Below are 25,053 nucleotides of genomic sequence, written 5' to 3' on the forward strand. Positions count from 1 at the left end.
CGCTGATGTTGATGAATATTGACTGGCAGATACTTGGCTTTGGCGACGAAGGGTGGGGCGGTGTGCTGCTTAACGCCGCCGCCGTCACGGTCAGCGTCTCGCTCTGTGCCTGGCTGCTGGGGGCGGTGCTCGGCAGCGTACTGTGCTGGATGCAGATTGCCGGCTCGCGCTGGCAGCAACGGCTGGCGGCCAGCTACATTACCCTGTTTCGCGGCGTGCCGGAATTGCTGGTGATCTACCTGTTCTATTTTGGCGGACGGCAGGTGGTATCGACCGTCGGCACCGCGCTGGGCTTCCAGGGGCCGTTTGACGTGAACGGCTTTGTGGCAGGCGCGATTGCCATCGGGCTGATCTCCGGCGCCTACCAGAGCGGTGTGTTTCGTGGCGCCTTTTACGCCATCCCGAAAGGCACGCTGGAAGCGGCAACGGTCACCGGGATGGGGCGCTTAATGATGTTCCGCCGCATTATCGTCCCGCAGGCGTTGCGTACCGCACTGCCGGGAATGGGTAACCAGTGGCAATCGGTGATCAAAGAGTCGGCGCTGGTGTCGGTGACCGGGCTGGTGGAAACCATGAATCAGGTGTCAACCGCCGCCAACTCCACGCAGATGTCGTTTTTCTTCTACAGCGTCGGCGCGGTGATCTACCTGATCATTACCACCTGTTCTGACATGGTTTTCCGCTACGTGGAAAAATTTGCGATGCGCGGTCAACAGCGCGTAAAGGAATAAGGAGTCCACGTGGATATCACTTTTTTACAGCAAACGCTGCTGGCACTGCTGAAAGGGCTACCGCTGACGATTAACCTCGCCCTGTTGTCGCTGCTGGGCGGCGGCCTGCTGGCGCTGCTGCTCAACCTGCTGCGCATGACGCGGGTCGGCAGCCTGTTCTGCCGTTTCTATGTCTGGCTGTTTCGCGGTACGCCCCTGTTGATTCAGATTTTCATGGTCTATTACGGACTCGGCAGCTTACCTGCGGTGCGGGAAAGTCTGTTCTGGCCGCTGCTGCGCGATCCATACTGGTGCGGGTTACTGGCGTTGATCCTCAACGATGCGGCCTACACCTCTGAAATTCTGCGCGGTGGACTGCGCGCCGTCAGCCAGCAGTCGCTGGAAGCGGCAAAGGTTTCGGGTATGGGGTCATACAAAATCTTCACCCGGATTACCTTACCGATCGCCATTCGCCAGGCATTACCGGCTTACAGCAACGAAATAATCTCGATGATCAAAGCCACCTCGCTGGTCAGCACCATCAGCCTGATGGAGATGACCGGGATTGCCGATTCGATTGTCTCGTCAACCTTTCGGGCGCTGGAAGTGTTCCTCAGTGCTGCGGTTATCTACCTGATACTGACCATGCTGGTCAGCAAAGGCGTATCGATGCTGGAACGTCGTTTATCACCTTACTATTTTGGAGCGCGTTCATGACGGCACCGACTATCATGCTGAGTCATCTCAGAAAGAGTTATGCGGGACATGAAGTGCTGCACGACATTAGCCTGACGGCGCAGGATGGCGATGTGATTTCGCTGATCGGCGCCAGCGGCTCCGGCAAAAGCACCCTGTTACGCTGCATCCCGTTCCTTGAAGTGCCGCAGGCCGGGGAGATCGCAGTGGGTGAGGTGACGGTCACGCTGGATAATGCTGATGAAAAACTGAACCGTGAGCAGCGTCGCCGCATCAAACTGATGCGTATGCAGCTCGGTTTTGTCTTCCAGAGTTTCAATCTGTGGCCGCACAAAACGGTGATGCAGAACATCATCGAAGCGCCGATTCACGTCCAGAAGCGCAGCCATAAAGAGGCGCTGGAAGAGGCGGAAGCATTGCTGCATAAAGTGGGGTTGTACGCGAAGCGCGACGCCTGGCCGTCGCAGCTTTCTGGCGGACAACAGCAGCGTGTGGCGATTGCCCGTGCGCTGGCGCAGCAGCCAAAAGCGATCCTGTTTGATGAGCCCACGTCGGCACTTGATCCGGAGCTGGTAGGCGAAGTGCTGCGGGTGATCCGTAGCCTGGCGGAAGAGGGACGCACCATGATTATCGTCACTCATGAGATGGGCTTTGCGCGGGAAGTGTCCAACAAAGCGATTTTCCTGCACCAGGGCATGATTGAAGAGTCCGGCGCGCCAGAGCAGGTGTTCCTCGATCCCATCTCGCCGCGCTGTCGCGCGTTTGTTAACAGCCACTTTGAGCGTAATGCGGGTTAAACCTGCAGGACTACATCAAGTCGCAGACATTGCGTCAGGCCTCTTTCAGAGGCCGCTCTGAATTCCTGCAGGCCATCACAAACCTATCTGGACGACACCGTTTCAGCTATTGATACTCTTTTCGGACCGCTCATCGCTGGGCTGGTCGGGGAATTTTGTTGCCTGAAGGGAAACACCTTGCTATATTGTTTCCCGTTGAGAAACAGGAGTGATCAACGTGATTAAAAGCTGGAAGCATAAGGGATTGCAAAGGCTATACGAAAAAGGTGACACGAGCGGTCTGCAGGCAAAGGATATTGATCGGATCATGCTGCGGCTGATGGTGCTGGATAATGCCATGACAATTAATGAATTCAGGCACTTTCAGGGGTTCAACTTTCATACACTGAAAGGTGACAAATGCCATCTTTACGCGATAACCGTGCGTGCTAACTGGCGCATCACTTTCGAATTTCTCGACGGTGATGTCTATATTCTGAACCTTGAGGATTATCACTAATGACAATGATTAACCCACCCCATCCGGGAGGATTGATTACTGAATACCTCGACGATCATCAGATGAGTCTGCGCAGTCTGGCCCGCCATATTGGCGTCTCACCATCGGCGCTGAGTAAGGTGGCAGCCGGTAAAACCGCGATCAGCCCCGAAATGGCGCTCCGGCTTGAAGCCGGTTTGGGCATTGCGGCCCGGCTCTGGCTGGCGATGCAGGCATCCTACGATCTTAACCGGGCGCGCGAGTGGGTTGATCTCTCTGGCGTCAAACTCTTATCCCCTGCTGATAAACAACTGGCGCAGTGAGCCTGCCAGCTGGCTGCGTGATGGTTTGGCTCTGAAACGATCGTTATTTCTACCCGGCGTTATCGGGCTGACCGCCGACTGCTGACATACTTGTAGCGGTTGTGATCGATCATCGGCCCTCCACTTGACGAACCTGCCCGCTTAACTTAAAACTAGAACCCGTCAGGGGAGTCTCGCCAGAGAGACTGAGAGGCTAATAGCGCAGCGCGCGGCTTAGCGACCCTTTGAACCTGACCCAGTTGATACTGGCGTAGGAAGACGGGCATCCGCTCTCTGCAGATGCTTGCCGCAAGGGCATCGCCATTCATGCTCTCGCTTTTTTCCCTTCTGGTATCCCGGGTCTTCGCGTAGTTACGACGAGGCCACTATGAACCATCCTATCCTGAATGACGCAACGCCCGCAGGGCGGACAGCATGAGCCGCTGGTCGGTACTCGGCAGTGGTGTGGCCGGGCTGTGCGTCGCCACGCTGCTGGCAGAGCGCGGTGAAACAGTCGAAGTCATTACCCGTCCTGAATGTCTTGCGGCCTCTCACTGGGCTGGCGGGATGCTGGCGCCCTGGTGCGAAGCGGAGAGTGCGCCGCCGCAGGTCATTGAGCGGGGTCAGCACGCTGCGGCCTGGTGGGCGCAGCGGATTGAGGGCGTTGTGCAGCACGGCACGCTGGTGGTTGCGCCGCCGCGCGACAGCCGCGAACTGATCCGCTTCGCCAGCCTGACTCACCAGCACCAATGGGTCACGCCCGGTGAAATTGAACCGGCGCTGGAAAATCGTTTTGCTCGCGGGCTATTTTTTGCCGCTGAAGCCCATCTCGATCCGCGCAGTGCGCTAAAGCAATTGCAGCAGCGTTTGCTGGCGGCCGACGTGCCCTTTCATTCCGGCGCGCCCGGCGGTCAGATTATTGATTGCCGGGGCATCCACGCCGCCGAGATGCAACCCGCGCTGCGGGCGGTGCGCGGCGAAATGCTGATCCTGCACGCGCCTGACCTTACTCTTTCCCGTCCCGTTCGCCTGCTGCATCCGCGCTTCCCCTGTTATCTGGTGCCGCGTGCCGATGGGGTCTTTATGCTGGGCGCCACTATGGTGGAGAGCCATGACAGTAGCCCGATCAGCGCGCGTGCCATGATGGAACTGCTCAGCGCCGCCTATACCCTGCATCCGGCCCTGGCCGAAGCGCGCGTGCTGGAGAGCGGCACCGGCCTGCGTCCCGCTTACCGCCACAACCTGCCCGAAGTCCGCTATCAAAACGGGGTTTTCTCGATCAATGGACTTTATCGCCACGGCTTCCTGCTGGCGCCGATGATGGCTGAACAATTTATCCAGCAACTGACTCAGGAGATGACTCATGCGAATTGAACTGAATGGACGCGGCATCGATACCGCGGCGCGCACAGTAGCCGAACTGTTGCTGGAGCAGCAGATCGATCCGGCCACAGTTGCCACGGCGCTGAACGGTGAATTTGTGCCGCGCGCCCGTTACGCCAGCCAGCGTCTCGAAGCCGGGAATCAGCTGGAAGTGCTGTCACCGATGCAGGGAGGTTAAGCATGTTTTATCAACATACGCCATCATCGCGGTTTTTACTGGGCACGGCAGGCTATCCGTCGCCCGCTATTCTGCAGCAGGCGATTGCGGCTTCGGAGACAGAGATCATCACCGTGAGTTTACGCCGCGAAGGCAGCGCGGGCGGCGCTTTCCGTGAACTGTTGCAACAGCTCAACACCCGCATTCTGCCAAATACCGCCGGTTGCCACACCGTTAAAGAGGCGGTAACCACTGCGCTGATGGCGCGTGAACTGTTTGGCACGCCGTGGATTAAGCTGGAAGTGATTGGCCACGCCGATACCTTGCAGCCCGATCCCTTTGCGCTGGTAGAGGCGGCGCGCATTCTCTGCGCCGAGGGTTTTCAGGTCTTTCCCTATACCACTGAAGATCTGATTGTCGGCGAAAAATTGCTTGAGGCGGGCTGTGAAGTGCTGATGCCGTGGGGCGCGCCGATTGGCTCAGGACAGGGTCTGCGTAATATTGAAGGGCTGAAAACGATGCGCGCCTGGTTCAGGGATGTGCCGCTGATTATTGATGCGGGCATCGGTGCGCCCAGCCAGGCGGCGCAGGCGATGGAGATGGGATTCGATGGCGTTCTGCTCAACACCGCGGTGGCGAAAGCACGCGATCCGGTGCAGATGGCGACGGCATTCTCCGCCGCTATCGCGGCCGGACATCAGGCATATCAGGCCGGTCTGATGGAGCAGCGCGATATGGCCGCCGCATCCACCCCGATTTTCGGGCTGGCACAGTTCAGCTAAGGAGCCGTGATGGATCGTTATCAGCGACAAACCATGTTGCCGGAAATCGGCGAAACGGGGCAGCAGCGCTTACGCGCGGCACGGGTGCTGGTGGTCGGCGCAGGCGGACTCGGTTCAACCGTGCTGCCGTTGCTGGCTGGTGCGGGCGTGGGGTTTATCCGTCTTTACGATGGCGATCGGGTTGAGCTGCATAATCTTCATCGCCAGACGCTGTTCGGCATGGCGGATATCGGTGAGCCAAAAGTGTCAGCCGCCCGGCGGGCGCTGATTCAGCGCAATCCTGACTGTGAGGTAGACGCGCGGGCGCAGGTGTTAACGGCCAGCCTGCTGCCAGAGGCGCTCGACGCGATCGATCTGGTTATTGATGCGGCTGATAACTTCGCGATTACCTATCAGCTGTCGGATGCCTGTCTGCTGCGAAGCCTGCCGCTGGTCTGTGCGTCGGTACTGGGTCGCAAAGGGTACGTCGGCGGTTTCTGCGGCGGTGCGCCCGGCTATCGTGCGCTGTTTCCGCAACTGCCCACCACGGCAGGTAACTGCAACACGGCGGGCGTGATGGGACCGGCGGTGGCGACGCTGGGCGCTTTGCAGGCGCAGATGGCGCTGAGCCTGTTGCTGAAGCTGACGCCCTCTCCGCTGGGTTGCATGATCCACTGTGATTTTATCAACTGGCATCTGCGGCAGTTTCGCTTTGATGATGCGCCGGAACCGGCAGTGCCGGGCATACCTTTTATCGATCTGCCGATGCTGACCGCCAGGGACTGTATTGTTGAATTGCGCAGCCGGGAGGAAGCGCCGGTCAGCGTGGCAGAGAAGGTGCAGCGAATCCTGCCGCAGCAGATAGCGGACTGGCAGCCGCCCGCGGATCAACGCATCGTGCTGGTGTGCGCCAGCGGGATGCGTGCGGCACAGGCGGCGGAGCTGTTACAGGCACGCGGTTTCCCGCGCCTGGCACTGATGGCGGCCAACAGCCTGTAGCGCAAATCAGCCGAAGTGAATCAGATCACTTCAACCAGCTGGAAGGTTTCAAACACCAGTTCCATCTCGGGATGGAAATAGCCTTCCCGCTGGAAAAAGCGCTGATGCTCCTGTTGCCAGTATTCCAGACTGAGATCGCCTTCGCCTTCCAGCATCGCCATCTCAGGCGTGACGCGGTCAAAGCGGGTCAGGAACAGACCGGTAGTGCGGATCACGCAGACCGGCCGCTGTTCACCATTGAGGATAATGCTGTGACGGCCCGGTTCAGGTTTGTCTTCATCATCCTGCCAGCTGTGCAGTGAACCACAGCTGGCAACTTTTTTTCCGGCAATCACCAGCGTCGCCAGCTGGCTGGCGAGTTCAGGTGAGTCGCCGAGCGATGCCGCATTTGCATCCGGATATTTGTCTTGCAGTTGTTCCAGCGTCATTGCCATCAGGAAATCCTCGATTCAGGGCAGCATCTGGCGACGGTTCTGCGCATTACGACGGGTAAGCGCGAAGCAGGCCAGCGGGACCGGTAGGGTAAACAGCAGCAGTAACCACAGCAGGACATAAACCGCGTCCACACCATCATTCTGCAAATTGTTGTACAGCTTAACCGGCATCCCCTGCGGAAAATAGGCAAAAATCATCACGATACCAAATTCCCCCATTGCCCGAACCCAGGCCAGCGCCACTGCGGTGGCTAAGCCTGACGATGCCAGCGGTAAGGATAACCGCCAGAAGCGTTGCCACGGCGAGGCGCCCAGCGTCCGGCCTGCCTCCAGAATCACCACCGGCACGTCGGCAAAGGCGGCGCGTGCCGCCATCACAAAATAGGGCAGGGCGCCGTACCACTGTGCCAGCACAAAGGCGGCAGGATTGTTGGTCAGCGCAATACCGCCCCGCGCCAGCAGTGAACCGGCCGGGCTGTAAGGTCCCCAGGCGCTGACCAGTAAGATGCCCATCGCCAGCGGTGGCGTCAGCAGCGGGATCAGCACCACCAATTCAGCCACCAGCCGGGGTTTACCGCGCGCCTGCGCCAGCCACCAGGCCAGCGGCAGGCCACTGAGGATCACCAGCATCAGGGAAACGGCACCGAGAACCAGCGAGGTGGCAATGGCGTTGCTGTCACCCCACGCCAGCCGGAAGTGAGTCCAGTGAGTCAGGCCGATCAGCGTGACAAACGGGACGGCCAGCATCAGCAAGGCGGGCAGAGAGAGCCACAGTGCAGTGGCCGGCGGTCGTCTCATGGCCAGATCGCATCACCTTTGGCGGCGGCGTAACCATATTGCTGAAACAGCTGCTGACCCTGTGGGCTGCGCAAAAAATCGATAAAAGCCTGACCGGTCTGTTCGCCGTGTGGGGCGTTTTTCAGCACCGCTGCGTAATAGACCAGCGGTTGGGTATGCAGCGTTTTGTCATGGCCCTGACTGTCTTTCAGCGTGAAACTCACGGTGTCGTACCACTGTTTCGCCTCGGCCGGATTGCTGAGATTGATGGCGTCCGGCAGGGACAGATAAGGCAGGTGCGCTGAACGCACTTCACTTTCATAACCCGCTGCCGCATCCACCTGACCGCTTTCCAGCCGCGTCAGCAAGCCGCCTTCAAGGTTAACCTGCGCCGGATTTTGCACCCCGCCCATAATCTTCTCTGCCATACCCGGCTTCTGGTAAAACTTCTCTGCCAGCAGCAGGGTAAAAACAATATTCTGACCTTTAGGATCGTTGACCGGATCGGTGCGGCCAAATTTTAGTCCCGGCGTCGCCAGCAGATCCAGCCAGCGGCTATCGTTGCCGTTTAACGCAGCAAACTGTTGGGCATATTTTCCTTTCGGGTTATAGGCAATCACCATGCTGGTGCTGGCAACCGGAACCGCGTTATCGATCAGTCCGGCCTGTTTCAGAATGCGCATCGGACCTGGCGTAATCGAAACAAACACATCGGCGGTCAGTTTCTTACTGGCCAGCAGGCGTGCCATTCCGTAAGCGCCCTGTCCCTGACCCTGATAATGGCTGTTCTGCTGACGGGCGAAGGCGGGCCCAAGACCTTCATCCATCACCTTGCCCATTGAGCCCGCATAGGTAACGTGAATATCGTTACCGGCGAGCGCCGATGCGGTTAAACCCATTCCCAGTAAAAGCGCCGAATATCGTAAAAAAGCCATGTCGTTTCTCGTTATATAAAAAAGTAGATAGCGATTATCGGAGCTGAAACAACGACAGGCAAGCGGGAAATTATTGCGAAATATAGCCCGGCGTCGGGTGGTCTGAATTTCAGCCAGGAAAAGGCAGGTTGATCGGATCATGCCGCCAACTTGTATTGGTGAGATATGAACACCTGAATGGTTGTCAGAAAGCACTGAATTTTTCGCCCGATGCACAAACGGGCAGCGATCGGTCGCGAACCCGTCACCACAGTACAGGAACCAGCTAAAAAGTCAGCCACATCATTCAGTTACGCGCGCAGAAAAACTGTTAAAAAAATCGCCGTTTGAACCGAACTGGCGGCGTAAAACGAGACAACGCGCGACAAAAAGATTTAAACTCATCGGCTTTTGGAATTCTGACGGCCTGGCCCGGCGCAAGCGTTAAGAAGCAGCTATAGTTATCACCAGACTTCAGAGCCATTAACTTGCAGACCCGATGCTGCGATACATTCCGCTATACCTTTGCCCGGAGCCAAATAGCGTTAAAAGAGGTTAATTTTGCAGACAGATCTCTCCTGGAAAACTCTTCACCACATCATTAATCAGACCATTTCTGACATGCTGGATGAACATCAGTCGATTAACGTCTTGTCTCTGCGGGCGAGGCTGCGCGAACTGGCTGAAAAGGAAGAAGATGAGATGCTGGTGTTGTGTTACTGGCAGGCGAGCAAAATTCTGATGCGATTACCGGCCACCGTGACGGCCAGCCAGCTGATGTCCGCGGCGCGTCATGCTTTCCGCACTCCCCTCAATCACGACCCGCTCTGACCGCTCTCGCGCAGCATCCGCTGTGCGGCAGGAAAATTCCGCATTTAACCGATGAAAGCTGCACATTAACAGCAGCTTATGACGGCTGTCTGTTGCTAAGCTGACCCTTGAGTTGCCCACGTTATCCCCCGGCGATGCATTCATCCGTTGATTGAGGAAAGAGAATGAGTATCAAAAGTTATGCCGCTCTTCATCCCGGCGAAGCGCTACAGCCCTATGAATACCAGCCCGGACCGCTGCAGTCAGAAGAGGTTGAGGTCGCGGTAGAATACTGCGGCATCTGTCACTCCGATCTCTCAATGATTGATAATGCCTGGGGTGGATCGACCTATCCGCTGGTGGCGGGACATGAGGTGATTGGCCGCATCGTGGTATTGGGTGACGGTGCGCAGCAAAAAGGGTTGCATATCGGTCAGCGCGTCGGCATCGGCTGGACGGCGAAGAGTTGCCACTATTGCGATGCCTGCCTGAGCGGCGATCAGGTTAACTGTCGGCGGGGAAAAGTCTCCACCATCAATAATCATGGCGGATTTGCCGAACGACTGCGGGCGGACTGGCAATGGGTGATCCCGCTACCTGAGGCGCTGGATGCCGCCAGCGCAGGCCCGCTGTTATGTGGCGGCATGACGGTGTTTAAACCGTTGCTGATGCACAACATCACAGCCCTTAGTCATGTCGGGGTCATTGGTATCGGCGGCCTGGGTCACATGGCGATCAAAATTCTGCGCGCGCTGGGGGCCGAGGTTACCGCATTCAGCTCGACAAGCGAAAAGACGCCGTCAGTGCTGGCGCTGGGGGCAAATCAGGTGGTCGACAGCCGCGATCCTCAGGCGCTGACTGCGCTGGCGGGGCAGTTTGATTTAATCATTAACACCGTTGCGGTCGATCTTGACTGGCAGCCCTATTTTACCGCCCTGGCGCCGCATGGAAAATTTCATACGCTGGGTGCGGTGATGACGCCGTTCAGCGTGCCCGCCTTTAACCTGATTGTCGGCGATCGCAGCCTGAGCGGTTCTTCTACCGGATCGCCGGTTCAGCTCCGGGCGCTGTTAAAACTGGCGACCCGCGCCGATATCGCGCCGGTAGTGGAGTATTTTCCGATGTCGCAAATCAATCAGGCGCTCGATCATCTGCGTGCCGGGAAAGCCCATTATCGCATCGTACTGAAGGCGGATTTTTAATTCTGACGCCTGAGTTTGCGGCTGCTTCGTTCAGGCGCCGCTGTTTTTCCTGAACTCTGTTAAAATTGACCTTTACGCCACTTTGCAGGATGCATGTTCGGGAGAAACTATGTTGTGGATTTGGAATGCCCTGATTGTTCTGGCCACCGTTATTGGCATGGAGATAACGGCTGCGCTGGCACACAGATATATCATGCATGGCTGGGGTTGGGGCTGGCATCTTTCACATCACGAGCCGCACAAAGGCTGGTTTGAACTCAACGATATGTACGCGGTGTTGTTCGCCGGACTGGCGATTCTGCTGATTTATCTCGGCAGCATCGGCGTCTGGCCGCTGCAGTGGATCGGCGCGGGCATGACGGTATATGGCCTGCTCTATTTTATGGTGCATGACGGGCTGGTGCATCAGCGCTGGCCGTTTCGCTATATTCCGCGTCGCGGCTATTTCCGCCGTCTCTATATGGCGCACCGGATGCATCACGCAGTGCGCGGTAAAGAGGGCTGCGTGTCGTTTGGCTTCCTGTACGCGCCGCCGCTGTCAAAGCTGCAGGCGACGCTACGGGAACGTCACGGCGCTAAAGCGGGCGCTGCCAGAGATGTGCCGGACGAGGAGCATGACGCGCCAGCCGGGAAGTAATCGCCTGGCCTGAAGCCGCCACCAGCAGCGCCAGTTTCTCGGGTGTGCTGGTGGACTGGCGCTGATCCCACGCCTGCTGACCCGCCTCATCGACCTTCATCCCAATCTTACGGTACACCTGCTTTGCCGTGGCGATCGCCCATGCCGAGCGCAACGGTAAGCCGGCTAAACCCGCGGTGGCGGAGTGATAATAGGGTTCCGCGTGCTGCACCAGCCGCCGCGCAATCCGGCTCAATGCCTGACGATGTTCAGGCGCGGCCAGGTTTTCTGTGGTTAATCCTTCTTCAGCCAGCCACGCCGCTGGCAGATAGCAGCGGCCCGCTTGCGCATCGTCGACAATGTCGCGCGCAATATTGGTCAGCTGAAAGGCCAGGCCTAAATCGCAGGCACGATCGAGCGTTGGCTTATCGCGTACGCCCATGATCTGCGCCATCATCAGACCCACCACGCCCGCTACGTGATAGCAGTAGCGCAGCGTATCATCCAGCGTCTGATAACGCGCACCGCGCACGTCCATCGCAAAACCGGCCAGATGATCAAAGGCATAAGCAGGCAGGATATCGTGCGCCATCGCGACTTCCTGAAACGCGGCAAAGGCCGGTTCATGCATCTGCGAGCCGGCGTAAGCCTGGCGCGTTTTCATCTCCAGCTGCGCCAGCCGCTGTTCAGGTGATTGCAGCGAAGGGGTATCGTTGCTGAAACCCAGTACCTGATCGTCAATCACGTCATCACAGTGGCGGCACCACGCATAAAGCATCAACACGCTGCGCCGGGTTTTGGCATCAAACAACTTCGAGGCGGTGGCAAAACTTTTCGATCCCACCTCCATGGTTTCAACGGCATGATCGAGTAATGACGCATTATTCAAGCCAGATCCTCCAGCATTAATCCTGCTGTCGCTTTCGCCGATCCAATCACGCCGGGAATGCCCGCGCCAGGATGGGTACCTGCGCCAACCAGATAGAGATTGTTGATATTCTTATCGCGGTTGTGCGGCCGGAACCAGGCACTCTGAGTCAGGATCGGCTCCACCGAGAAGGCGGAGCCCTGATACGCATTCAGCTCATCGCGGAAATCAAACGGCGTGAACATCCGATGCGTCACCAGCTGGCTGCGCAGGCCTGGCATGTAGTGCTGCTCAAGATAATCAAAGATACGGTCGCGCAGTTTAGGGCCTTCGACGGCCCAGTCGAGATCGGCGGTGCCGAGATGCGGCACCGGCGCCAGCACGTAGTAACTGCCGCAGCCCGGCGGGGCAAGCGACGGATCGGTGACGCACGGCGCATGCAGGTAAAGTGAAAAGTCCTCAGCCAGACCATCGCGATTGAAAATTTCATCGATTAATTCGCGATAGCGCGGCCCAAAGCAAACGGTGTGGTGCGCGAGCTGATCGTGATGATGATTCAGGCCAAAGTAGAGCACAAACAGCGAGTTACTCATTCGTTTGCCCTGCAGGGTTTCTCCCTGCGCGACCGATGCCGGGTGCTGACTCAGCAGATCGCGGTAGGTATGGACCACGTCGGCATTGGAAGCCACAGCGGTGGTCGGCAATACCCGCCCGTCCTGAAGGTGAACCGCAGTGATCTTATCTCCGGCGGTTTCCAGTCGGGCGACTTTGGCATTCAGCTCCACTTCCCCACCCAGATCTTCAAACAGCTTCACCATGCCCTGTACCAGCGCACCGGTACCACCGCGCGGGAACCAGACGCCCCATTCACGCTCCAGCGCATGGATCAGGGTATAAATCGACGAGGTGGCAAACGGATTTCCACCCACCAGCAGCGAGTGAAAAGAGAACGCCTGGCGCAGATGCTCATCTTCGATGTAGCTCGCGACCTTGCTGTAAACACTGCGCCATGCCTGCAATTTAGCCAGCTGTGGCGCGGCGCGCAGCATATCGCGGAAGGATAAAAACGGCACGGTGCCGAGCTTCAGATAACCCTCGGCAAACACCGCGCGCGAATAGGCGAGGAAGCGGCGATAGCCTTCAACGTCACGCGGATTGAAAGCGGCAATCTGTGCCTCCAGCGCTGGCTGGTCATTGTCGTAGCTGAAGACCTTGCCAGACTCCCAGCACAGGCGATAAAACGGTTTCACCGGCAGCAGTTCGACATAATCGGAAAGCTGCTTACCGGCCAGCGTGAACAGCTCTTCGATGGCGCTGGGATCGGTAATGACCGTCGGGCCAGCGTCGAAAGTATAGCCCTGATCCTGATAAACATAGGCCCGACCGCCTGGCTTATCGCGCTGCTCCAGCAGTCGGGTCGGGATGCCTGCAGCCTGAAGGCGGATCGCCAGCGCCAGGCTACCAAAGCCTGCGCCAATAACTGTGGTTCTTTTCATTGCATCGCCTGTTGACGGTGAGGAGTCATAACAGCCTGTAACGCCGCCAGTACGGGAACCGGTGGCTTGCCGCTTAAAATGCGCAGCCGATCAGGCAAAGTGAGTTTTCCCGCATAAAAACGGGCGATCAGGCCTTCCGGCAGGCCGTAAAAACGTTGCATCACCTGCCAGCGCTGGTCAGCCGGACCGGCCAGAAACAGCATCCGGTTCAGCATGCGAAAGAAGCGCTGTTGCTGCCAGGCCTGGCTGGCGAAGTGTTGAATAGTGGCGTGCAGCGTATCCGGGTTAAAGGTGGTCATCTGCGCCAGCCGATCGGCCAGCGCCACCGCCAGCGGCAGGGAGTAACCGGTGGTGGGATGAAACAGCCCGGCGCGCAATCCGCTGCACGGCAGATCGCGGGTCTGCCAGAAGGCGTCAATGTCGCCGGTCAGGGTAATCGGCAGCGCACCCTGTTCTTCACGCAGCAGCCGCGTTAACTGCCAGCCCTGACGAGCAGCATAGTCGCGAATATTTTGCCGCGCGCGATCGGCGCTCAGCGTGGCGTCATCAATATAGTGGGTATCTTCAATCAGCAGGGTATCGGCTGAGAAGGGCAGGCTATAGACAAAGCGGTAACCTGCCTGTTGATCGACCGTTGCATCCATAATGATCGGCGTGGTGAGACCGTGCGGCTGGCTCAGTTGCCACTCCTGCCCGACAAACGCCTGAAATCCCATGCGTAACGCCGCATCCGGCTGATAACCCCGGCCATCAATCACGGCGCTGGCCTCCAGCACACGGCCATCGGCCAGGGTTACCGAGCGTGACGCCACGCTTTCAACCGCGGTGTTCAGCAACAGATGCTGTTGAAAACGATCGCGCATCACCTCCGCGAAGCGCTCGGCGGTCACGCAAAAATAACCGCTGCTCAGGCTGCGGTGGCGCTGGGGAAAACGCACCTGATAGCCCGGCCAGTGATGAACCACCAGCGGGGCGATCCAGCGGTGCTGGGTTTCGCTGAGATCCTCGGCGTGAAACGACCAGGTATGATTAGCACCGGGCTGGCTCTCAGCCTCAATCAGCAGAATACGCAGTGACGGATGTTGCTGGCGCAGGCGTAACGCGATTAAGCCATTCGCCAGCCCGCCGCCGACCAGAATCAGATCATACGACGGCATAATCCCTCCGGCTCAAAACGGGTCTGCGGGTCAGCATCGCCTGTTCGACAATGTCTGCTGCCAGCGCGGTGCCGCCCGCCGTGGTAACGGCATGACGCATCCGGCTCATCTGTTGCCGGTAGCTGTCGTCATCAAGCAGCGCCTGCAGTTGCCGGGCCATAGCGTGGCTGGTGGCGAAACGGGAAACGCGCCGGCCCACGCCGTGATAAACGATGCGTGCGGCAACGCCAGGCTGATCAAAAGCCAGCGGAATCGCCAGCAGCGGCGTCAGATGATTGATGGCGTCCAGCACGGTATTCATGCCGCCGTGGGTAATCGCCAGATCCGCCTGGGATAAGGCGGCAGCCTGGTCGGCGAAATCGACCACCTGCGTCTGGCTGCTACGCGCCAGCTTCTCGGCCTGAAACGGTGTCAGGCGACCACAGTGCGCCAGCAGCAGCTGGGCATCCAGCTCCTGACAGGCGCGGACGACAGTTTTGAATAAGCCGTAACGGTGTCCCTGCAGCGTGCCGAGCGAGGCAAAAATGCGCGGCTTATCGCCGTGTGGAAAGTAGCGTGGCGCAGGTGATGACGGCGGCTTAATGGCGCGCAGTGGCCCGACCGCGTGAAAATGGTCTGGCAGCGCCTGGCGCGGAAAATCAAATTCCGGAACCAGCTGGCTGATCTGGGCCAGCGGTGAAAAACAGTGATGCAGTTTTTCCCGCGGCGCTAATCCCAGCGCATGGGCATTGCGGGCGATGACCCGATCGTGACGCCGCATCAGCCAGTCATAAATTTTTTCACTGGTGCGATAACGCTCGCGCGCCGCATCGCTGGTGCCATAGTCAAACGGCATCACCGCCAGCGGAAAATCGGCTTCACGGTTAAGCGGCAGGGCGCAGGCCACCGACACATAGGGCAGATCCAGCGCTTCCGCCGCCAGCGCGCCGGCCGGCTCCATCTGATCAACAATCACCCCATCCACCGCCAGCGTGTTGAGCACCACCGGCAGTTCACGACACAACATATCGCTGGTACGGGCCATTTCGTTGATCAGTTTCAGCATTGACGGACCCAGCGGATGCGCCGCCAGTTGCAGCGTATGCGCCAGGCTGCCGGCCGGATGGCTGGCTAGTCCCAGCGGGAAAAAACCGATATCACTGTCGTTGAGTAATGTCCTGACGTCAGTTTGCTGGATAAACGTCACGCGATGACCGCGTGCAATCAAGGCCTGGCTGAGATGCTGAAGCGCCCGGACGTGGCTGAAGAAAGGCGGCGCAATCACCGCAAAGTGGCTCATGCAGCATCCTTAACTGACGGCAGCGAGTTTTTTCTCAAACCAGGCCTGAATGAAATGTTGTGTGGCGTAACCGTCATGGCAGGCCAGCAGAAGATGTTCGCTGGCGCAACGCAGATGGTCTCGCAGGCGATTTTCCACCGCCTGAGCACCCAGCAGATTGACCAGCGTCGATTTGCCCGCGTCCTGATTGATATCTTTACCGGTATCACCCATGCCATCGGTTAAATCATCCAGCAGCTGAAAGGCCTGCCCGAGATTGAGTGAGAAGCGATGAAGCTGCTCGCGCACGTCATCTGACGCACCGGCGGCAATGGAGGCCATCTGCATCGAGGCACAAAACAGGGTGCTGGTTTTAAAGTGATTGGTCATCAGAATGGCGTCAGCGCTGCGTGGTTTATCCCCTTCGGACAGGTCTTTAAACTGGCCCTGCACCAGCCCCTGCATCCCGATTGCATGGGAGAGTTCGCTGACCGCCTGCGTTCGGGCGCTGGCCGACAGGCTTTCCGCCGTCGCAATCACACCAAAGGCTTTGCTCAGCAGCGCGACCGCCGCCAGAATCGCCACATGCTCACCATACTGGCAATGAATGGTAGGACGTCCGCGCCGCATCAGCGCGTCATCCATACAGGGCATATCATCCAGAATAAGCGAAGCGGCGTGGACCATCTCAACCGCACAGGCGAGATCCAGCAGGCCGGTCGGACTGGCTTTACAGCCGAGATCGCGTGCCGCCAGCAGCAGCAGCATCGGACGAATACGTTTACCCGGTGCCAGCGCGCCTTCGCGCATTGCCGCACCAACAAAATCACGTTCACCTTCAACCGGCAACAAGGCGTCGAGCCGTTGCTCAATATCGTTCAACAGATTTGCTGCATCGCTGTGTGTGGAATTGACGTGTTTTTCTGCGCAGACCGTCATTAAGGCTGTCCTTATCTACAGAGGAATTCACAGCAGGTCGAAATGATTCGATGCCATCTTTAATAATCGTCCCCGGCTGCCATAGCATAGTTGGCAGGTTTTCAAAGAACGGCGGGTAAATCCATTCAAACAATAGTAGTTGAGGATCGCGAAATAGTTGGGAAATTCAGCAGCATTCAGCGTTTCTTTACCTGAATTTTCACCTGGCACAGACGCCGGATTATCCGAGTAAACGACGCAGTTCGCTGATTATCCCGGCGACCTCTTCAGCGCTTAATGCACCATCTTTAGCGAAGCGAACTCTGCCCTGACGATCAATCACCGCGACCGCCGCGTTGCCCGGTTTGAGCTGCCAGCTGTGGGCTGTCACGCCGCTGTTATCAATAATAAACTGCTGCCACGGCGCGGCTTTCTTGCTTGAGGCGATGCTGCGAACCACAAACAGACCGCTGCCGGGCAGGGCATCGTCGGTATTCACAATGGTGGTGGTCTGGAAACCCTGACGCGGCAAATTCGCCTGCTGGATCGCCTCGATTAATCCTGCGCTCTGCTCTTTGGCCGACAGGCGACCCGCAACATGAATAATTAACCTGACTTTACCGGTCAGGGTCTGGCTATTCCAGCGCTGGTAATTAATCTCGTCATGCTCGATGACCATCTCGCCTTTATCGGCAATGTAAACCGGGGGAACCGGCTGACCGGGAACCAGAGTATGTGCGCAACTTAATGCTGAAACAAATAGCAGACTCATCAATCCATAACGGCGCACGGTATCCTCACTTCTTGGTGGTTTGGCGGTCGGCTGCGGGCAATTTCAGTAACAGGCAGATGATTAGTAACACATCTCTGTTTCAGATCAATAAAAGCATTTAAGAAATGGACCGAAAATGCAGGCTGGTAATCCGTTCAGGAGGTGAGAGATGAGTACAGCATTAATGACATTACCTGAATTTGCCCGTTATATTGGCATCGAAACACCGACGCTGGCGCGTGCGTTTTGTTGCCGTGGATCGCTGGCCGGCGTGCCGCTGCCCCAGGCGATGGATGATGCGCCGCTGACTCAGCGTCACTGGCTGCGCGACGATGTGCGGCAGTTCAACCATATATTCAGGCGGGTTCAGGCGATGCAGCAGCAACGGTCGCAGTAACGCCGCGATCAGAACCAAAGGTTATTAGCGCGGGAACGATTCCCGCGCAGGGTTATACCACGCTGTCAGGTTTAACCAGAAAGCAGATCAGGTTGGCGTCACGGTCACCAACAATTTCCAGCGCGTCATCAACGCCACTGACGGCGTCACCGCGAGACAGTCGCTCCTCACCGATCCGAATCACGCCCTCCAGCACTGTCATGTAAGCGACGAAACCCGGCAGCGACGGCACCTCAAGCGTATGACCACGCTCCAGCAGCGCGTCGTAGATGTACGCATCCTGCCGCAGCTCCAGCGGGGCGTCAGAGGTTTCCGGCCCTGCCAGTTCGGTCCAGCCGTTGGCCATAATACCCTGATCGCGCTCCAGCACCTGGGTCATGCCTTCGCCGCCGCGCTCAGCCGGTCGGATCACCGCCTGCAACAGTTCCGCCTCATACAGCGGAACCGACTCTTCATACTGTACGCCATCACCGGCGTTGACCAGCATCACCCGCTTTGCAGAGAGCGAGGTGCTTTCACCGTTACTGTCCTGATGGCGCATCGATCCGCGCCACAGATAGGTAAAGACCTCTTCATCGCGATGCAGCTGCATCGGAATACGGGCATCGAGTTTCAGCGTCATCAGGTCAACGCTGACCAGTGGGCTTAACGCCTCGCCGGGGCGCTGGCGGCGTACGGTAAAAGGTCCGTACTCAAACAGTTGTTCAGGATTAGCACGCACGATGTTCATGATGGGCTCTTTTATAAGGGGTCGATAACAATGATGATAGCGGTTACGCAGGGAATGAGAAGCCGGCAGATTTGCCGGGCCTCGTCAGTTAATTTGAATAACGGGTTGCCCGCCGTTGAGACGGGCAACCGGTTTTATTTGCCTTGTTCGTCGCTTTCGCCCAGGAAGAAATACCACAGCGGAATCGATAACAGACCGGTGAAAACCGTGGAGTAAAGCAGGATCATCATCGCCTGGGTGATGTACATGGTCAGCGACCAGCTGCTGAACGGGATCTGATACTGATCGATGACACCGCCGATCATCGCGTTCGCCATCACGGTTATGACAATCAGCGCCAGTACCGTCACGCTGCGCAGAAAATAGCGCATCTCTTTGCGTTTATTGGCGAAGCGCGCCTGAATAATCGCCAGCGGTGACTGCTTATCCGGCGCGGTATCGACGCGCTGTTCCGTTGCGCGCTGCGCACGACGCCAGCGCTGGATATCGATCAGCACCATAATCAGCAGGCTGATCCCCATCAGCGGCAGCGCGTAGCCCAGTGCCAGTACCAGAATCAGGCTGGCACCCTGAACGTAGCGCGGCAGCGCCAGCCAGGCTGACAGCAGCGTCTGCGACGGGCTAATCTGCGGCACGGCAGGACGACGCATCCACCACATACGGTAGCCCAGCACGATCATCGCACAGAGTCCGAAACCGAACAGTGCCAGAATCAGCTGGTTGGGCAGGCCAAACAGCACGCCCATGTGCGCATCCACGCCCCAGCGGGTCAGTTTTGCCACCAGCGGGAAGTGAGCAAACTCCACCCGATCGACCAGGCTGAAATCGTTGGGATTGATCGAGACCGCATCGACCTGGCTCGGCCAGCTGCGATCAATCTCAGAGATGGTCCACGCCTGATCAGCTTTTTTCGGCTGACGTAACTCCAGCTTGCTGGCGTGCAGACCGGCGTCACGCGCGGCGTCCAGTGCGCGATCCCAGTTGGCATCCGGCTGATTTGGCATCACGGGCGCGGCTTTTCTGGCCGGCATCGCCATATCGGCCATTGTCATGCCTTCCCTATTTCCGCGGTGGTCAGCATGGGGATCGGCGGCCGCAGCAGGCGCGTCACCGTTCAGCGCGGTGGTAACCTGCGGCGTCATCCAGCCCAGATCGCTACGCATTTTTTCAATATTGCTGCCGGCCCACTGTGACCAGGTCAGCCCGGTGACAGAGAAGAACACCAGCCCGATCGCCAGCACCAGTCCCAGCGTAACGTGCCAGTGACGGGTCGCGGCGAAACCGCGACGCGGTTTTCTGGCGGCACGTCGGGGCCGGGTTCCCAGCCACAGCACGATCCCCCCAAGTGCCGCGACCCACAGCCAGGAGGCAGCGAGTTCGCTGTAGTTACGGCCTGCGTCGCCCAGCAGTAACCCGCGATGTAGCTGATCGAGCCACATCCGCAGCGGCAACACACCGCTGGTGCCATACACCGTCATGTCACCCTTAACCTGAAGCGTGTAGGGATCGATAAACAGCGAGCGGGATTCCGACGGGCCGAGGTCGCGGCCGGTGAACTGCACCCGGGTGGTATCCTGCGGACCGGGTGCCGGACGAACGGCGTAAATGCGGGCGTTTTCACCTGCGCGCTGGCGGGCAGCGGCGATCTGCGCCGACAGCGGTTTTGCCACGCCCTGCGCATCCGTGGTTAAGGCGTCATGGTAGATCGCCTGCTCAAGCTGCGGCGTCAGAACGTAAAGCGTGCCGGTCAGCGCGGCGACAAAAATGAAAGGCGCAATGAACAGGCCAATATAGAAATGCAGGCGGCGAAACAGATTCAACACCGTGCCGTGCGGTGCAGGTGTTATTTCCTGAGAAGAGGACATAGATTCCACACTTTTCAAAAGACAGAACAGAGCTTCTGACGCCATAACGCGTAAGAAGTCGGGGTCAAAAAACAGTGAGGTTCAGCGTCGGCAACGGAGGCGCACGGGGACGATGGGTACGCAGAAAACGTCGCCGCCGCGGTGGATTGATTGCGGGCGGCGGCGGCGTCCGGCAGATCAGACTCATCCACCAGATAAGCGGGGTAAACACCCACAGCATCAGCGGGACATGAATCAGTAAATCACAGTAGCCACAGGCGAAACCCGGCTCCATCATCATGTCGTGACCTGGCATCGACATGTCGCTGTGCTGCGCCATCATCGTCCTGTCGCTGTGATGATGCATCATCGGCATCTCGTCACTGATGGCGGACAGACGCTGCTGGCTGGCGTGATGCTCTGCCAGATTTTTGGAGACCATCGGCGCAACAAACAACAGCAGCACGGCCAGGATCGCAATACCGGCAGTGAGTCGTTGTCTGAAGGCAGTTCTATGCATGATTTACATCAGGGTCAGGGGTCACCATTGAGGGCGGCAGTGTAACGCGAAGGGGGTAAAAGGGTTAAATAAAGTGGCGATAATCCTGAAAAAATTCGCACAGTTTGAACATATTCACTTTAATTCCGCTGTCATTTAACCTGTTCGTTACTCATGAAATACATAAGACTAACATTGCTGCGCAACCAGACGCTGACTGGAGGCGCTTATTGCTGTTAACAAAGGATGAAATATGAAAATCGTGATGCTGGATGGTGAAACGTTACCGCTGCCGCTAACCGCACCGCCAGGCTGCAGTGACTGGCAGGTGCGTGGTCATACCGCAGAAAACGCCATCGTAACGGCGCTGCAGGATGCCACGGTGGCGATCACCAACAAAGTGCCGCTGCGTGCCGCCACGCTGGAGCAACTCCCGTCGCTGCGGTTTATCTGCGTTGCGGCGACCGGCTATGACTGTATCGATATTGATGCCTGTCGCGCGCGCGGCATCGTGGTAAGCAACGTGCCGGGCTACTCGACACAGAGCGTGTCGGAAGGCGTGATTGCCGCCATTTTTGCCCTGCGTCGTCAGTTACTGGATTACGCCACCAGCACGCGTACCGCGTGGCCTGAAGCGCAACATTTTTGTCTGCATCGCCAGCCGATTCAGGACATAGGCAGCGCGACGCTGGGCATTATCGGCAAAGGTGACATTGGTCAGGCCACCGGAAAACTGGCGCAGGCGTTGGGCATGAAGGTTCAGTTCGCCGAGCGCAAAGGCAGTACGTCGCTGCGTGACGGCTATGTCAGTTTTGAACAGGTGCTGGCGACCAGCGATATCCTCTCGCTGCACTGTCCGCTGAGCGAACAGACCCGACAGCTGATCGACCGTGAGGCGTTAAGTCAAATGAAGCCGCAGGCGCTGTTGATCAACACCGCGCGCGGCGGGCTGATCAACGAGGAGGATCTGGCAGAGGCGCTGCAACAGGGCCGGATTGGAGGAGCAGCGCTCGACGTACTGAGCAGCGAACCGCCTGCCGCCGATAATCCGCTACTGCGACCTGGCCTGACTAATCTGTTGCTTACGCCGCATATCGCCTGGGCCAGTCAGAGCGGCGTACACAATCTGTTGCAGGGCATCACTGCGAATCTGGTGGCCTTTAGTCAGGGCCAGCCGATCAATGTGGTGAGCTGATTCAGAAAATCGAACGGCCCAGTTTATCGGTCAGACACTCCAGCGCGGCAGTTCCGGCCAGCGAATTGCCCGCGCTATCCAGTCCGGGTGACCAGACCGCGATGCTCATCTCTCCGGGAATGACCGCAATAATCCCGCCGCCGACGCCTGACTTGGCGGGCATACCGACGCGCCAGGCAAACTCGCCTGCGCCATCATACATGCCGCTGGTGATCATCAGGGCGTTAATCTGCCGTGCCTGACGAGGGGTAATCATCCGGCTGCCATCCAGCGTCACTCCCTGATTCGCCAGATAGACAAAACTGCGCGCCAGTTCGATACAGTTCATCGACAGCAAGTAGTATTGATATGGAAAGTTGCAATAAATACAGAAGGTTATGATTAAGCGGTTTTCTTGTGGGGCATGGGTGGGGCATTTTGTGAAAAATCAGCGTTCAGGAGAGCGACCTGATCGTGATTATTCTCGGTCATCCATTTACCGTAAACGTTGTAAAGCATCTGCGCCGAAGAGTGCCCCATCTGGTGAGCAACAAAGTTTGGGTTGGCTCCGGCCGCAAGTGCCCAGCATGCAAAAGTATGCCGCGTTTCATATGACTTCCTCATTCTGACACCAGCCTTCCTCAGCATCGTTCTCCAGGCGGCGTTGATTGTTCCTGATGTGTACCAGTCTGCCGTCCCACCATTACGGGTTGTGATCCTCGGTGAAAACACGAAAGTACACAGGTCTGTTCGCGTCGCCTCCTTCTGCCGCAGATGAATCGTTACCTCATGCTGCTGTCCCATTCTCGTCAGCACCATCTGTGACTTCAGCGCCTCAATGGCAGGGGCGGTCAGCTGAATGGTCCTGATGCCGGAGTCTGTTTTCGGCGGGTTGAAGTAATTCGTCATCGACTGCCCGCGCACTATCTTCACCGTCCAGTCCACAGTATCAATATCTTCCCACGCCAGAGAGATAATCTCTCCATGCCGCATACCGGTATTAACGGCAAAGATGATGAGATTTGTCATCTGCTCGGTGGGAGAAGCGGCGATCACCCTTGCGTACTCCTCACGGGTCAGCGGGTCAGGGGCTGGTCTGGATTTTTTCAGCGGCGCAAAAGTCTCCATCGGGTTTCTCTGCACATAGCCATTGGCTGCGGCGAACGAAAACATTCCCTTCAGACAGGCGAAGTATGAATTCACCGTTGGCACCGTTCTGCCTCTTCCGGTAGGTATCGGGTTCCTTCCTCGCGGCCGCTGTATTCCCGTCAGCATCTCCTTCCTTGCAATCAGGATGTCTTCCTGCGTCACTGAGTCAGCCATCTTTTCATGGCCGATTACATCCAGGCATGATCCAACGTATGACCTGTAATGCCTCAGTGCGTTTGCGGTAAGGTCCATTTCCTTCACTGAAAGCCATTTGTTTGCCAGCTCAGCCAGTGTCACCAGCCTTCTCTGTACGCCATATTTACCGGCGTTCGGAGAGCCTGGAAACTGATCTGGATAGCTGAAGGTTCCGGTTTTTACCTGATAGCAAACAGAAGCCCTCAGCTCTCCTGCTGCCTTCCTGTTTTTCGGTGTATCTGGCAATCCCAGACCTTCCCTCACTCTCTTACCTTTATAAATGAACCATATGCGCAGAAACCCTCCGTGGTTTTCTACGCCTGTGGGGTATTTAGCCATCACTGCTCCTCGCTGTTGAAAGGGAGTCCATTTAAGCAGAAATGCGGCGGCGGATCGCCGGGCGCTGTTTCTCAATCCATTTATTTATTTCTGGCAGGCAGTACATGATCGGGCTGTTTTCTTTTGGCGCGAGGTCGGGAGCCACATGGCGATACTCCTTCCCCTCAAGCCAAGTTGACCGGCGCGCGTGCTGAATCATGTGCTTGGTCATGCCGGTTACTGTGGTAAGAACGGCCTCGGACACCCATTTATTGGGCATCAGCTGAACAACGTTTTCCATATCTACTCCTTTGGCGGCCAGTTCCAGACCAGCACGATAAAAATAAAACGGCGAGCCACTGAGTGAACTCGCCGGGGGTGATGTCGCAGATGGTGTTCATGCTGCACGTTCGTGACTTCTTGGCGCTCCGCGATAGCGAGGCTTAGGCTCGCGGGCCGGGCTGCAGATGGCGCTTTTTAAAATAACGTCCCAGTTTGCTTTGTTGTTAGGAACCCAGGTGCCGCCATCTCCGTCTATCCATCCTGGCTTAACATTGACCGCCATCGCTTCCAGAACTGAACATGGAACGGCAAGAGTGTGGTATCCATTGTTGTAATAGGAAGGATGAGACATTACGCGCTCATATCCATAACGGCCGGATGTCTCTAACCGTGCCCGATACCCGCTGTTATCATGGCCCCACAGCGTAATATAAGGTTGGCGGCGCTCCGTCCACTTAACCGAAACGATGAAATATTCCTGCTCTTCAGACATAACAACTCCTCACGCAGAGCGCGATAGTGAATAGGGTGGGTGGGGTTTAGTCGTTCGGCAGGGCTGGGAGTGGCATCCAGTGGCTAGGATTGGTCGGCATGGAGTCACCGTCATATAAGTAGTGATACCAGCCATCCCCCTCATCGCCAATAAAACCATCCTCTATGTGTCCGTCGTATTGGATGAATAAAAGAAGAATCTTTTCATTCAGCGAAGGCATTTCCTCCCAAAAGGAAGTCCAGCAGCTCATGCCACTCTCCTGTGTTGCTTAGCGCGCTCGATGCGCTCATAATCGGTGCGGCACTCCGGGCAGCAGAAAAAGCCTTTATCGACTTTCTCGCCGCAATCACCATTCTGACAAGTGCCGGTAAACTGCATACTCGGCTTAGGCCGGTTAGCCAGGGCAATCTCAATCATCTGCTGCTCGCGTTCTGCGGCCTCGTCTAAAATATCCGCAAAACTCATAT

Annotated in this window: 31 protein-coding genes, 1 pseudogene and 1 riboswitch; of the genes and pseudogenes, 14 read left to right on the forward strand and 18 right to left on the reverse strand. The window is 57.5% G+C overall.

Features of this window, described 5'->3' with window-relative positions; genetic code table 11:
- The first annotated feature begins 5 nt into the window (after window positions 1–5).
- The 9 genes from LZU96_RS21180 to LZU96_RS21220 all read left to right on the forward strand — a co-directional run bounded on the left by LZU96_RS21180 (window position 6) and on the right by LZU96_RS21220 (window position 6,283).
- Window positions 6–731, forward strand: a complete 726-nt coding sequence (locus LZU96_RS21180; RefSeq protein ID WP_233988568.1) for an ABC transporter permease — start codon at window positions 6–8, stop codon at window positions 729–731.
- Between the two features lie 9 nt (window positions 732–740).
- Complete coding sequence (locus LZU96_RS21185; protein ID WP_094119056.1) at window positions 741–1,427, forward strand: ABC transporter permease; 687 nt, start codon at window positions 741–743, stop codon at window positions 1,425–1,427.
- A complete protein-coding gene (locus LZU96_RS21190; protein ID WP_233988569.1) occupies window positions 1,424–2,203 on the forward strand; it encodes an ATP-binding cassette domain-containing protein in 780 nt (259 codons plus the stop codon). Before LZU96_RS21185 ends, LZU96_RS21190 begins: the two co-directional genes overlap by 4 nt.
- A 217-nt stretch (window positions 2,204–2,420) precedes the next feature.
- Window positions 2,421–2,702: a type II toxin-antitoxin system RelE/ParE family toxin gene (locus LZU96_RS21195; protein WP_233988570.1), complete on the forward strand. Its 282-nt coding sequence runs from the start codon at window positions 2,421–2,423 to the stop codon at window positions 2,700–2,702.
- Window positions 2,702–3,004, forward strand: coding sequence for a HigA family addiction module antitoxin (locus LZU96_RS21200; protein ID WP_094119058.1), 303 nt, complete (start codon window positions 2,702–2,704; stop codon window positions 3,002–3,004). Before LZU96_RS21195 ends, LZU96_RS21200 begins: the two co-directional genes overlap by 1 nt.
- Window positions 3,005–3,158: 154 nt before the next feature.
- Window positions 3,159–3,278: riboswitch (TPP riboswitch) on the forward strand.
- A 140-nt stretch (window positions 3,279–3,418) separates the two neighbouring features.
- Entirely contained in the window at window positions 3,419–4,357 is a 939-nt protein-coding gene (locus tag LZU96_RS21205) for an FAD-dependent oxidoreductase (protein ID WP_233988571.1), read from the forward strand.
- Window positions 4,347–4,544: a sulfur carrier protein ThiS gene (thiS, locus tag LZU96_RS21210; RefSeq protein WP_233988572.1), complete on the forward strand. Its 198-nt coding sequence runs from the start codon at window positions 4,347–4,349 to the stop codon at window positions 4,542–4,544. The genes LZU96_RS21205 and thiS overlap by 11 nt, the downstream gene beginning before the upstream one ends.
- 2 nt (window positions 4,545–4,546) lie before the next feature.
- Window positions 4,547–5,305 carry a thiazole synthase gene (locus tag LZU96_RS21215; RefSeq protein WP_233988573.1) on the forward strand — a complete coding sequence of 253 codons (759 nt, stop codon included), beginning with the start codon at window positions 4,547–4,549 and terminating at the stop codon, window positions 5,303–5,305.
- Between the two features lie 9 nt (window positions 5,306–5,314).
- Entirely contained in the window at window positions 5,315–6,283 is a 969-nt protein-coding gene (locus LZU96_RS21220) for a HesA/MoeB/ThiF family protein (RefSeq protein WP_233988574.1), read from the forward strand.
- Window positions 6,284–6,303: 20 nt separating this feature from the next.
- On the opposite strand, the gene LZU96_RS21225 is transcribed toward LZU96_RS21220, so the two are convergent.
- From LZU96_RS21225 to LZU96_RS21235, 3 genes are read right to left on the reverse strand one after another with little or no spacing between them, the layout of a single operon-like run.
- Entirely contained in the window at window positions 6,304–6,717 is a 414-nt protein-coding gene (locus LZU96_RS21225) for an ASCH domain-containing protein (protein ID WP_233988575.1), read from the reverse strand.
- Between the two features lie 15 nt (window positions 6,718–6,732).
- Window positions 6,733–7,515: a molybdate ABC transporter permease subunit gene (locus LZU96_RS21230; protein WP_233988576.1), complete on the reverse strand. Its 783-nt coding sequence runs from the start codon at window positions 7,513–7,515 to the stop codon at window positions 6,733–6,735.
- Window positions 7,512–8,393, reverse strand: a complete 882-nt coding sequence (locus LZU96_RS21235; RefSeq protein WP_409520449.1) for an extracellular solute-binding protein — start codon at window positions 8,391–8,393, stop codon at window positions 7,512–7,514. Before LZU96_RS21235 ends, LZU96_RS21230 begins: the two co-directional genes overlap by 4 nt.
- Window positions 8,394–8,969: 576 nt before the next feature.
- Between LZU96_RS21235 and LZU96_RS21240 the strand changes: the two genes are divergently transcribed.
- The 3 genes from LZU96_RS21240 to LZU96_RS21250 all read left to right on the forward strand — a co-directional run bounded on the left by LZU96_RS21240 (window position 8,970) and on the right by LZU96_RS21250 (window position 11,057).
- Window positions 8,970–9,239, forward strand: coding sequence for a hypothetical protein (locus LZU96_RS21240; RefSeq protein ID WP_233988578.1), 270 nt, complete (start codon window positions 8,970–8,972; stop codon window positions 9,237–9,239).
- Window positions 9,240–9,403: 164 nt separating this feature from the next.
- Entirely contained in the window at window positions 9,404–10,420 is a 1,017-nt protein-coding gene (ahr, locus tag LZU96_RS21245) for an NADPH-dependent aldehyde reductase Ahr (RefSeq protein ID WP_233988579.1), read from the forward strand.
- A 109-nt stretch (window positions 10,421–10,529) separates the two neighbouring features.
- On the forward strand, window positions 10,530–11,057 hold the full coding sequence (locus LZU96_RS21250) for a sterol desaturase family protein (RefSeq protein WP_233988580.1): 528 nt from the start codon (window positions 10,530–10,532) through the stop codon (window positions 11,055–11,057).
- Here the strand turns inward: LZU96_RS21250 and crtB are convergent.
- From crtB to LZU96_RS21280, 6 genes are all read right to left on the reverse strand, one after another.
- Window positions 10,996–11,925, reverse strand: coding sequence for a 15-cis-phytoene synthase CrtB (crtB, locus tag LZU96_RS21255; protein WP_233988581.1), 930 nt, complete (start codon window positions 11,923–11,925; stop codon window positions 10,996–10,998). The genes LZU96_RS21250 and crtB overlap by 62 nt on opposite strands.
- The gene (locus LZU96_RS21260; RefSeq protein ID WP_233988582.1) at window positions 11,922–13,400 is read right to left on the reverse strand and encodes a phytoene desaturase; all 1,479 of its coding nucleotides are present in this window, start codon (window positions 13,398–13,400) and stop codon (window positions 11,922–11,924) included. The genes crtB and LZU96_RS21260 overlap by 4 nt, the downstream gene beginning before the upstream one ends.
- A complete protein-coding gene (gene crtY / locus LZU96_RS21265) occupies window positions 13,397–14,557 on the reverse strand; it encodes a lycopene beta-cyclase CrtY (RefSeq protein WP_233988583.1) in 1,161 nt (386 codons plus the stop codon). The genes LZU96_RS21260 and crtY overlap by 4 nt, the downstream gene beginning before the upstream one ends.
- Window positions 14,544–15,836: a glycosyltransferase gene (locus tag LZU96_RS21270; RefSeq protein ID WP_233988584.1), complete on the reverse strand. Its 1,293-nt coding sequence runs from the start codon at window positions 15,834–15,836 to the stop codon at window positions 14,544–14,546. Before LZU96_RS21270 ends, crtY begins: the two co-directional genes overlap by 14 nt.
- A gap of 9 nt (window positions 15,837–15,845) precedes the next feature.
- A complete protein-coding gene (locus tag LZU96_RS21275) occupies window positions 15,846–16,754 on the reverse strand; it encodes a polyprenyl synthetase family protein (RefSeq protein ID WP_233988585.1) in 909 nt (302 codons plus the stop codon).
- 220 nt (window positions 16,755–16,974) lie between these two features.
- The gene (locus LZU96_RS21280) at window positions 16,975–17,505 is read right to left on the reverse strand and encodes a YtfJ family protein (protein ID WP_233988586.1); all 531 of its coding nucleotides are present in this window, start codon (window positions 17,503–17,505) and stop codon (window positions 16,975–16,977) included.
- 169 nt (window positions 17,506–17,674) lie between these two features.
- On the opposite strand from LZU96_RS21280, the gene LZU96_RS21285 reads away from it, so the two are divergent.
- On the forward strand, window positions 17,675–17,902 hold the full coding sequence (locus LZU96_RS21285) for a hypothetical protein (protein ID WP_233988587.1): 228 nt from the start codon (window positions 17,675–17,677) through the stop codon (window positions 17,900–17,902).
- A gap of 52 nt (window positions 17,903–17,954) precedes the next feature.
- Here the strand turns inward: LZU96_RS21285 and LZU96_RS21290 are convergent, their stop codons facing one another.
- The 3 genes from LZU96_RS21290 to LZU96_RS21300 all read right to left on the reverse strand — a co-directional run bounded on the left by LZU96_RS21290 (window position 17,955) and on the right by LZU96_RS21300 (window position 20,996).
- Window positions 17,955–18,632 carry a pirin family protein gene (locus tag LZU96_RS21290; protein WP_233988588.1) on the reverse strand — a complete coding sequence of 226 codons (678 nt, stop codon included), beginning with the start codon at window positions 18,630–18,632 and terminating at the stop codon, window positions 17,955–17,957.
- A 134-nt stretch (window positions 18,633–18,766) separates the two neighbouring features.
- Window positions 18,767–20,497 carry a DUF2534 family protein gene (locus LZU96_RS21295; protein WP_233988589.1) on the reverse strand — a complete coding sequence of 577 codons (1,731 nt, stop codon included), beginning with the start codon at window positions 20,495–20,497 and terminating at the stop codon, window positions 18,767–18,769.
- Window positions 20,498–20,561: 64 nt separating this feature from the next.
- Complete coding sequence (locus LZU96_RS21300; RefSeq protein WP_233988590.1) at window positions 20,562–20,996, reverse strand: DUF2946 domain-containing protein; 435 nt, start codon at window positions 20,994–20,996, stop codon at window positions 20,562–20,564.
- Window positions 20,997–21,228: 232 nt separating this feature from the next.
- Here LZU96_RS21300 and LZU96_RS21305 point away from each other — a divergent pair, with 232 nt between their 5' ends.
- Window positions 21,229–22,170 carry a D-2-hydroxyacid dehydrogenase gene (locus tag LZU96_RS21305; RefSeq protein WP_233988591.1) on the forward strand — a complete coding sequence of 314 codons (942 nt, stop codon included), beginning with the start codon at window positions 21,229–21,231 and terminating at the stop codon, window positions 22,168–22,170.
- A 1-nt stretch (window position 22,171) separates the two neighbouring features.
- Here the strand turns inward: LZU96_RS21305 and LZU96_RS21310 are convergent.
- The 6 genes and pseudogenes from LZU96_RS21310 to LZU96_RS21335 form a co-directional block, all read right to left on the reverse strand.
- Window positions 22,172–22,519, reverse strand: a pseudogene (locus LZU96_RS21310) (glutaminase); the annotation flags it as partial.
- A 32-nt stretch (window positions 22,520–22,551) separates the two neighbouring features.
- On the reverse strand, window positions 22,552–23,832 hold the full coding sequence (locus LZU96_RS21315) for a site-specific integrase (RefSeq protein WP_233988592.1): 1,281 nt from the start codon (window positions 23,830–23,832) through the stop codon (window positions 22,552–22,554).
- Window positions 23,833–23,863: 31 nt separating this feature from the next.
- On the reverse strand, window positions 23,864–24,112 hold the full coding sequence (gene xisR / locus LZU96_RS21320; protein ID WP_094119077.1) for an excisionase family protein: 249 nt from the start codon (window positions 24,110–24,112) through the stop codon (window positions 23,864–23,866).
- 96 nt (window positions 24,113–24,208) lie between these two features.
- Entirely contained in the window at window positions 24,209–24,586 is a 378-nt protein-coding gene (locus LZU96_RS21325) for a hypothetical protein (RefSeq protein WP_233988593.1), read from the reverse strand.
- Window positions 24,587–24,632: 46 nt separating this feature from the next.
- The gene (locus LZU96_RS21330; RefSeq protein WP_233988594.1) at window positions 24,633–24,836 is read right to left on the reverse strand and encodes a DUF551 domain-containing protein; all 204 of its coding nucleotides are present in this window, start codon (window positions 24,834–24,836) and stop codon (window positions 24,633–24,635) included.
- Entirely contained in the window at window positions 24,833–25,051 is a 219-nt protein-coding gene (locus LZU96_RS21335) for a hypothetical protein (protein ID WP_233988595.1), read from the reverse strand. Before LZU96_RS21335 ends, LZU96_RS21330 begins: the two co-directional genes overlap by 4 nt.
- Between the last annotated feature and the right edge of the window lie 2 nt (window positions 25,052–25,053).

It is taken from the genome of Pantoea agglomerans, from assembly GCF_021397715.1.
Classification (GTDB): Bacteria; Pseudomonadota; Gammaproteobacteria; order Enterobacterales; family Enterobacteriaceae; genus Pantoea; species Pantoea astica.

Excerpts from the sequence above, each read along its gene's own strand:
- LZU96_RS21180 (WP_233988568.1), top strand. The coding sequence starts at position 6 with ATGTTGATGAATATTGACTGGCAGATACTTGGCTTTGGCGACGAAGGG.
- LZU96_RS21190 (WP_233988569.1), top strand. The coding sequence starts at position 1,424 with ATGACGGCACCGACTATCATGCTGAGTCATCTCAGAAAGAGTTATGCG.
- LZU96_RS21200 (WP_094119058.1), top strand. The coding sequence starts at position 2,702 with ATGACAATGATTAACCCACCCCATCCGGGAGGATTGATTACTGAATAC.
- LZU96_RS21205 (WP_233988571.1), top strand. The coding sequence starts at position 3,419 with ATGAGCCGCTGGTCGGTACTCGGCAGTGGTGTGGCCGGGCTGTGCGTC.
- thiS (WP_233988572.1), top strand. The coding sequence starts at position 4,347 with ATGCGAATTGAACTGAATGGACGCGGCATCGATACCGCGGCGCGCACA.
- LZU96_RS21215 (WP_233988573.1), top strand. The coding sequence starts at position 4,547 with ATGTTTTATCAACATACGCCATCATCGCGGTTTTTACTGGGCACGGCA.
- LZU96_RS21220 (WP_233988574.1), top strand. The coding sequence starts at position 5,315 with ATGGATCGTTATCAGCGACAAACCATGTTGCCGGAAATCGGCGAAACG.
- LZU96_RS21225 (WP_233988575.1), bottom strand. The coding sequence starts at position 6,717 with ATGGCAATGACGCTGGAACAACTGCAAGACAAATATCCGGATGCAAAT.
- LZU96_RS21230 (WP_233988576.1), bottom strand. The coding sequence starts at position 7,515 with ATGAGACGACCGCCGGCCACTGCACTGTGGCTCTCTCTGCCCGCCTTG.
- LZU96_RS21235 (WP_409520449.1), bottom strand. The coding sequence starts at position 8,393 with ATGGGTTTAACCGCATCGGCGCTCGCCGGTAACGATATTCACGTTACC.
- ahr (WP_233988579.1), top strand. The coding sequence starts at position 9,404 with ATGAGTATCAAAAGTTATGCCGCTCTTCATCCCGGCGAAGCGCTACAG.
- LZU96_RS21250 (WP_233988580.1), top strand. The coding sequence starts at position 10,530 with ATGTTGTGGATTTGGAATGCCCTGATTGTTCTGGCCACCGTTATTGGC.
- LZU96_RS21260 (WP_233988582.1), bottom strand. The coding sequence starts at position 13,400 with ATGAAAAGAACCACAGTTATTGGCGCAGGCTTTGGTAGCCTGGCGCTG.
- crtY (WP_233988583.1), bottom strand. The coding sequence starts at position 14,557 with ATGCCGTCGTATGATCTGATTCTGGTCGGCGGCGGGCTGGCGAATGGC.
- LZU96_RS21270 (WP_233988584.1), bottom strand. The coding sequence starts at position 15,836 with ATGAGCCACTTTGCGGTGATTGCGCCGCCTTTCTTCAGCCACGTCCGG.
- LZU96_RS21275 (WP_233988585.1), bottom strand. The coding sequence starts at position 16,754 with ATGACGGTCTGCGCAGAAAAACACGTCAATTCCACACACAGCGATGCA.
- LZU96_RS21280 (WP_233988586.1), bottom strand. The coding sequence starts at position 17,505 with ATGAGTCTGCTATTTGTTTCAGCATTAAGTTGCGCACATACTCTGGTT.
- LZU96_RS21285 (WP_233988587.1), top strand. The coding sequence starts at position 17,675 with ATGAGTACAGCATTAATGACATTACCTGAATTTGCCCGTTATATTGGC.
- LZU96_RS21290 (WP_233988588.1), bottom strand. The coding sequence starts at position 18,632 with ATGAACATCGTGCGTGCTAATCCTGAACAACTGTTTGAGTACGGACCT.
- LZU96_RS21295 (WP_233988589.1), bottom strand. The coding sequence starts at position 20,497 with ATGTCCTCTTCTCAGGAAATAACACCTGCACCGCACGGCACGGTGTTG.
- LZU96_RS21300 (WP_233988590.1), bottom strand. The coding sequence starts at position 20,996 with ATGCATAGAACTGCCTTCAGACAACGACTCACTGCCGGTATTGCGATC.
- LZU96_RS21305 (WP_233988591.1), top strand. The coding sequence starts at position 21,229 with ATGAAAATCGTGATGCTGGATGGTGAAACGTTACCGCTGCCGCTAACC.
- LZU96_RS21315 (WP_233988592.1), bottom strand. The coding sequence starts at position 23,832 with ATGGCTAAATACCCCACAGGCGTAGAAAACCACGGAGGGTTTCTGCGC.
- xisR (WP_094119077.1), bottom strand. The coding sequence starts at position 24,112 with ATGGAAAACGTTGTTCAGCTGATGCCCAATAAATGGGTGTCCGAGGCC.
- LZU96_RS21325 (WP_233988593.1), bottom strand. The coding sequence starts at position 24,586 with ATGTCTGAAGAGCAGGAATATTTCATCGTTTCGGTTAAGTGGACGGAG.
- LZU96_RS21330 (WP_233988594.1), bottom strand. The coding sequence starts at position 24,836 with ATGAGCTGCTGGACTTCCTTTTGGGAGGAAATGCCTTCGCTGAATGAA.
- LZU96_RS21335 (WP_233988595.1), bottom strand. The coding sequence starts at position 25,051 with ATGAGTTTTGCGGATATTTTAGACGAGGCCGCAGAACGCGAGCAGCAG.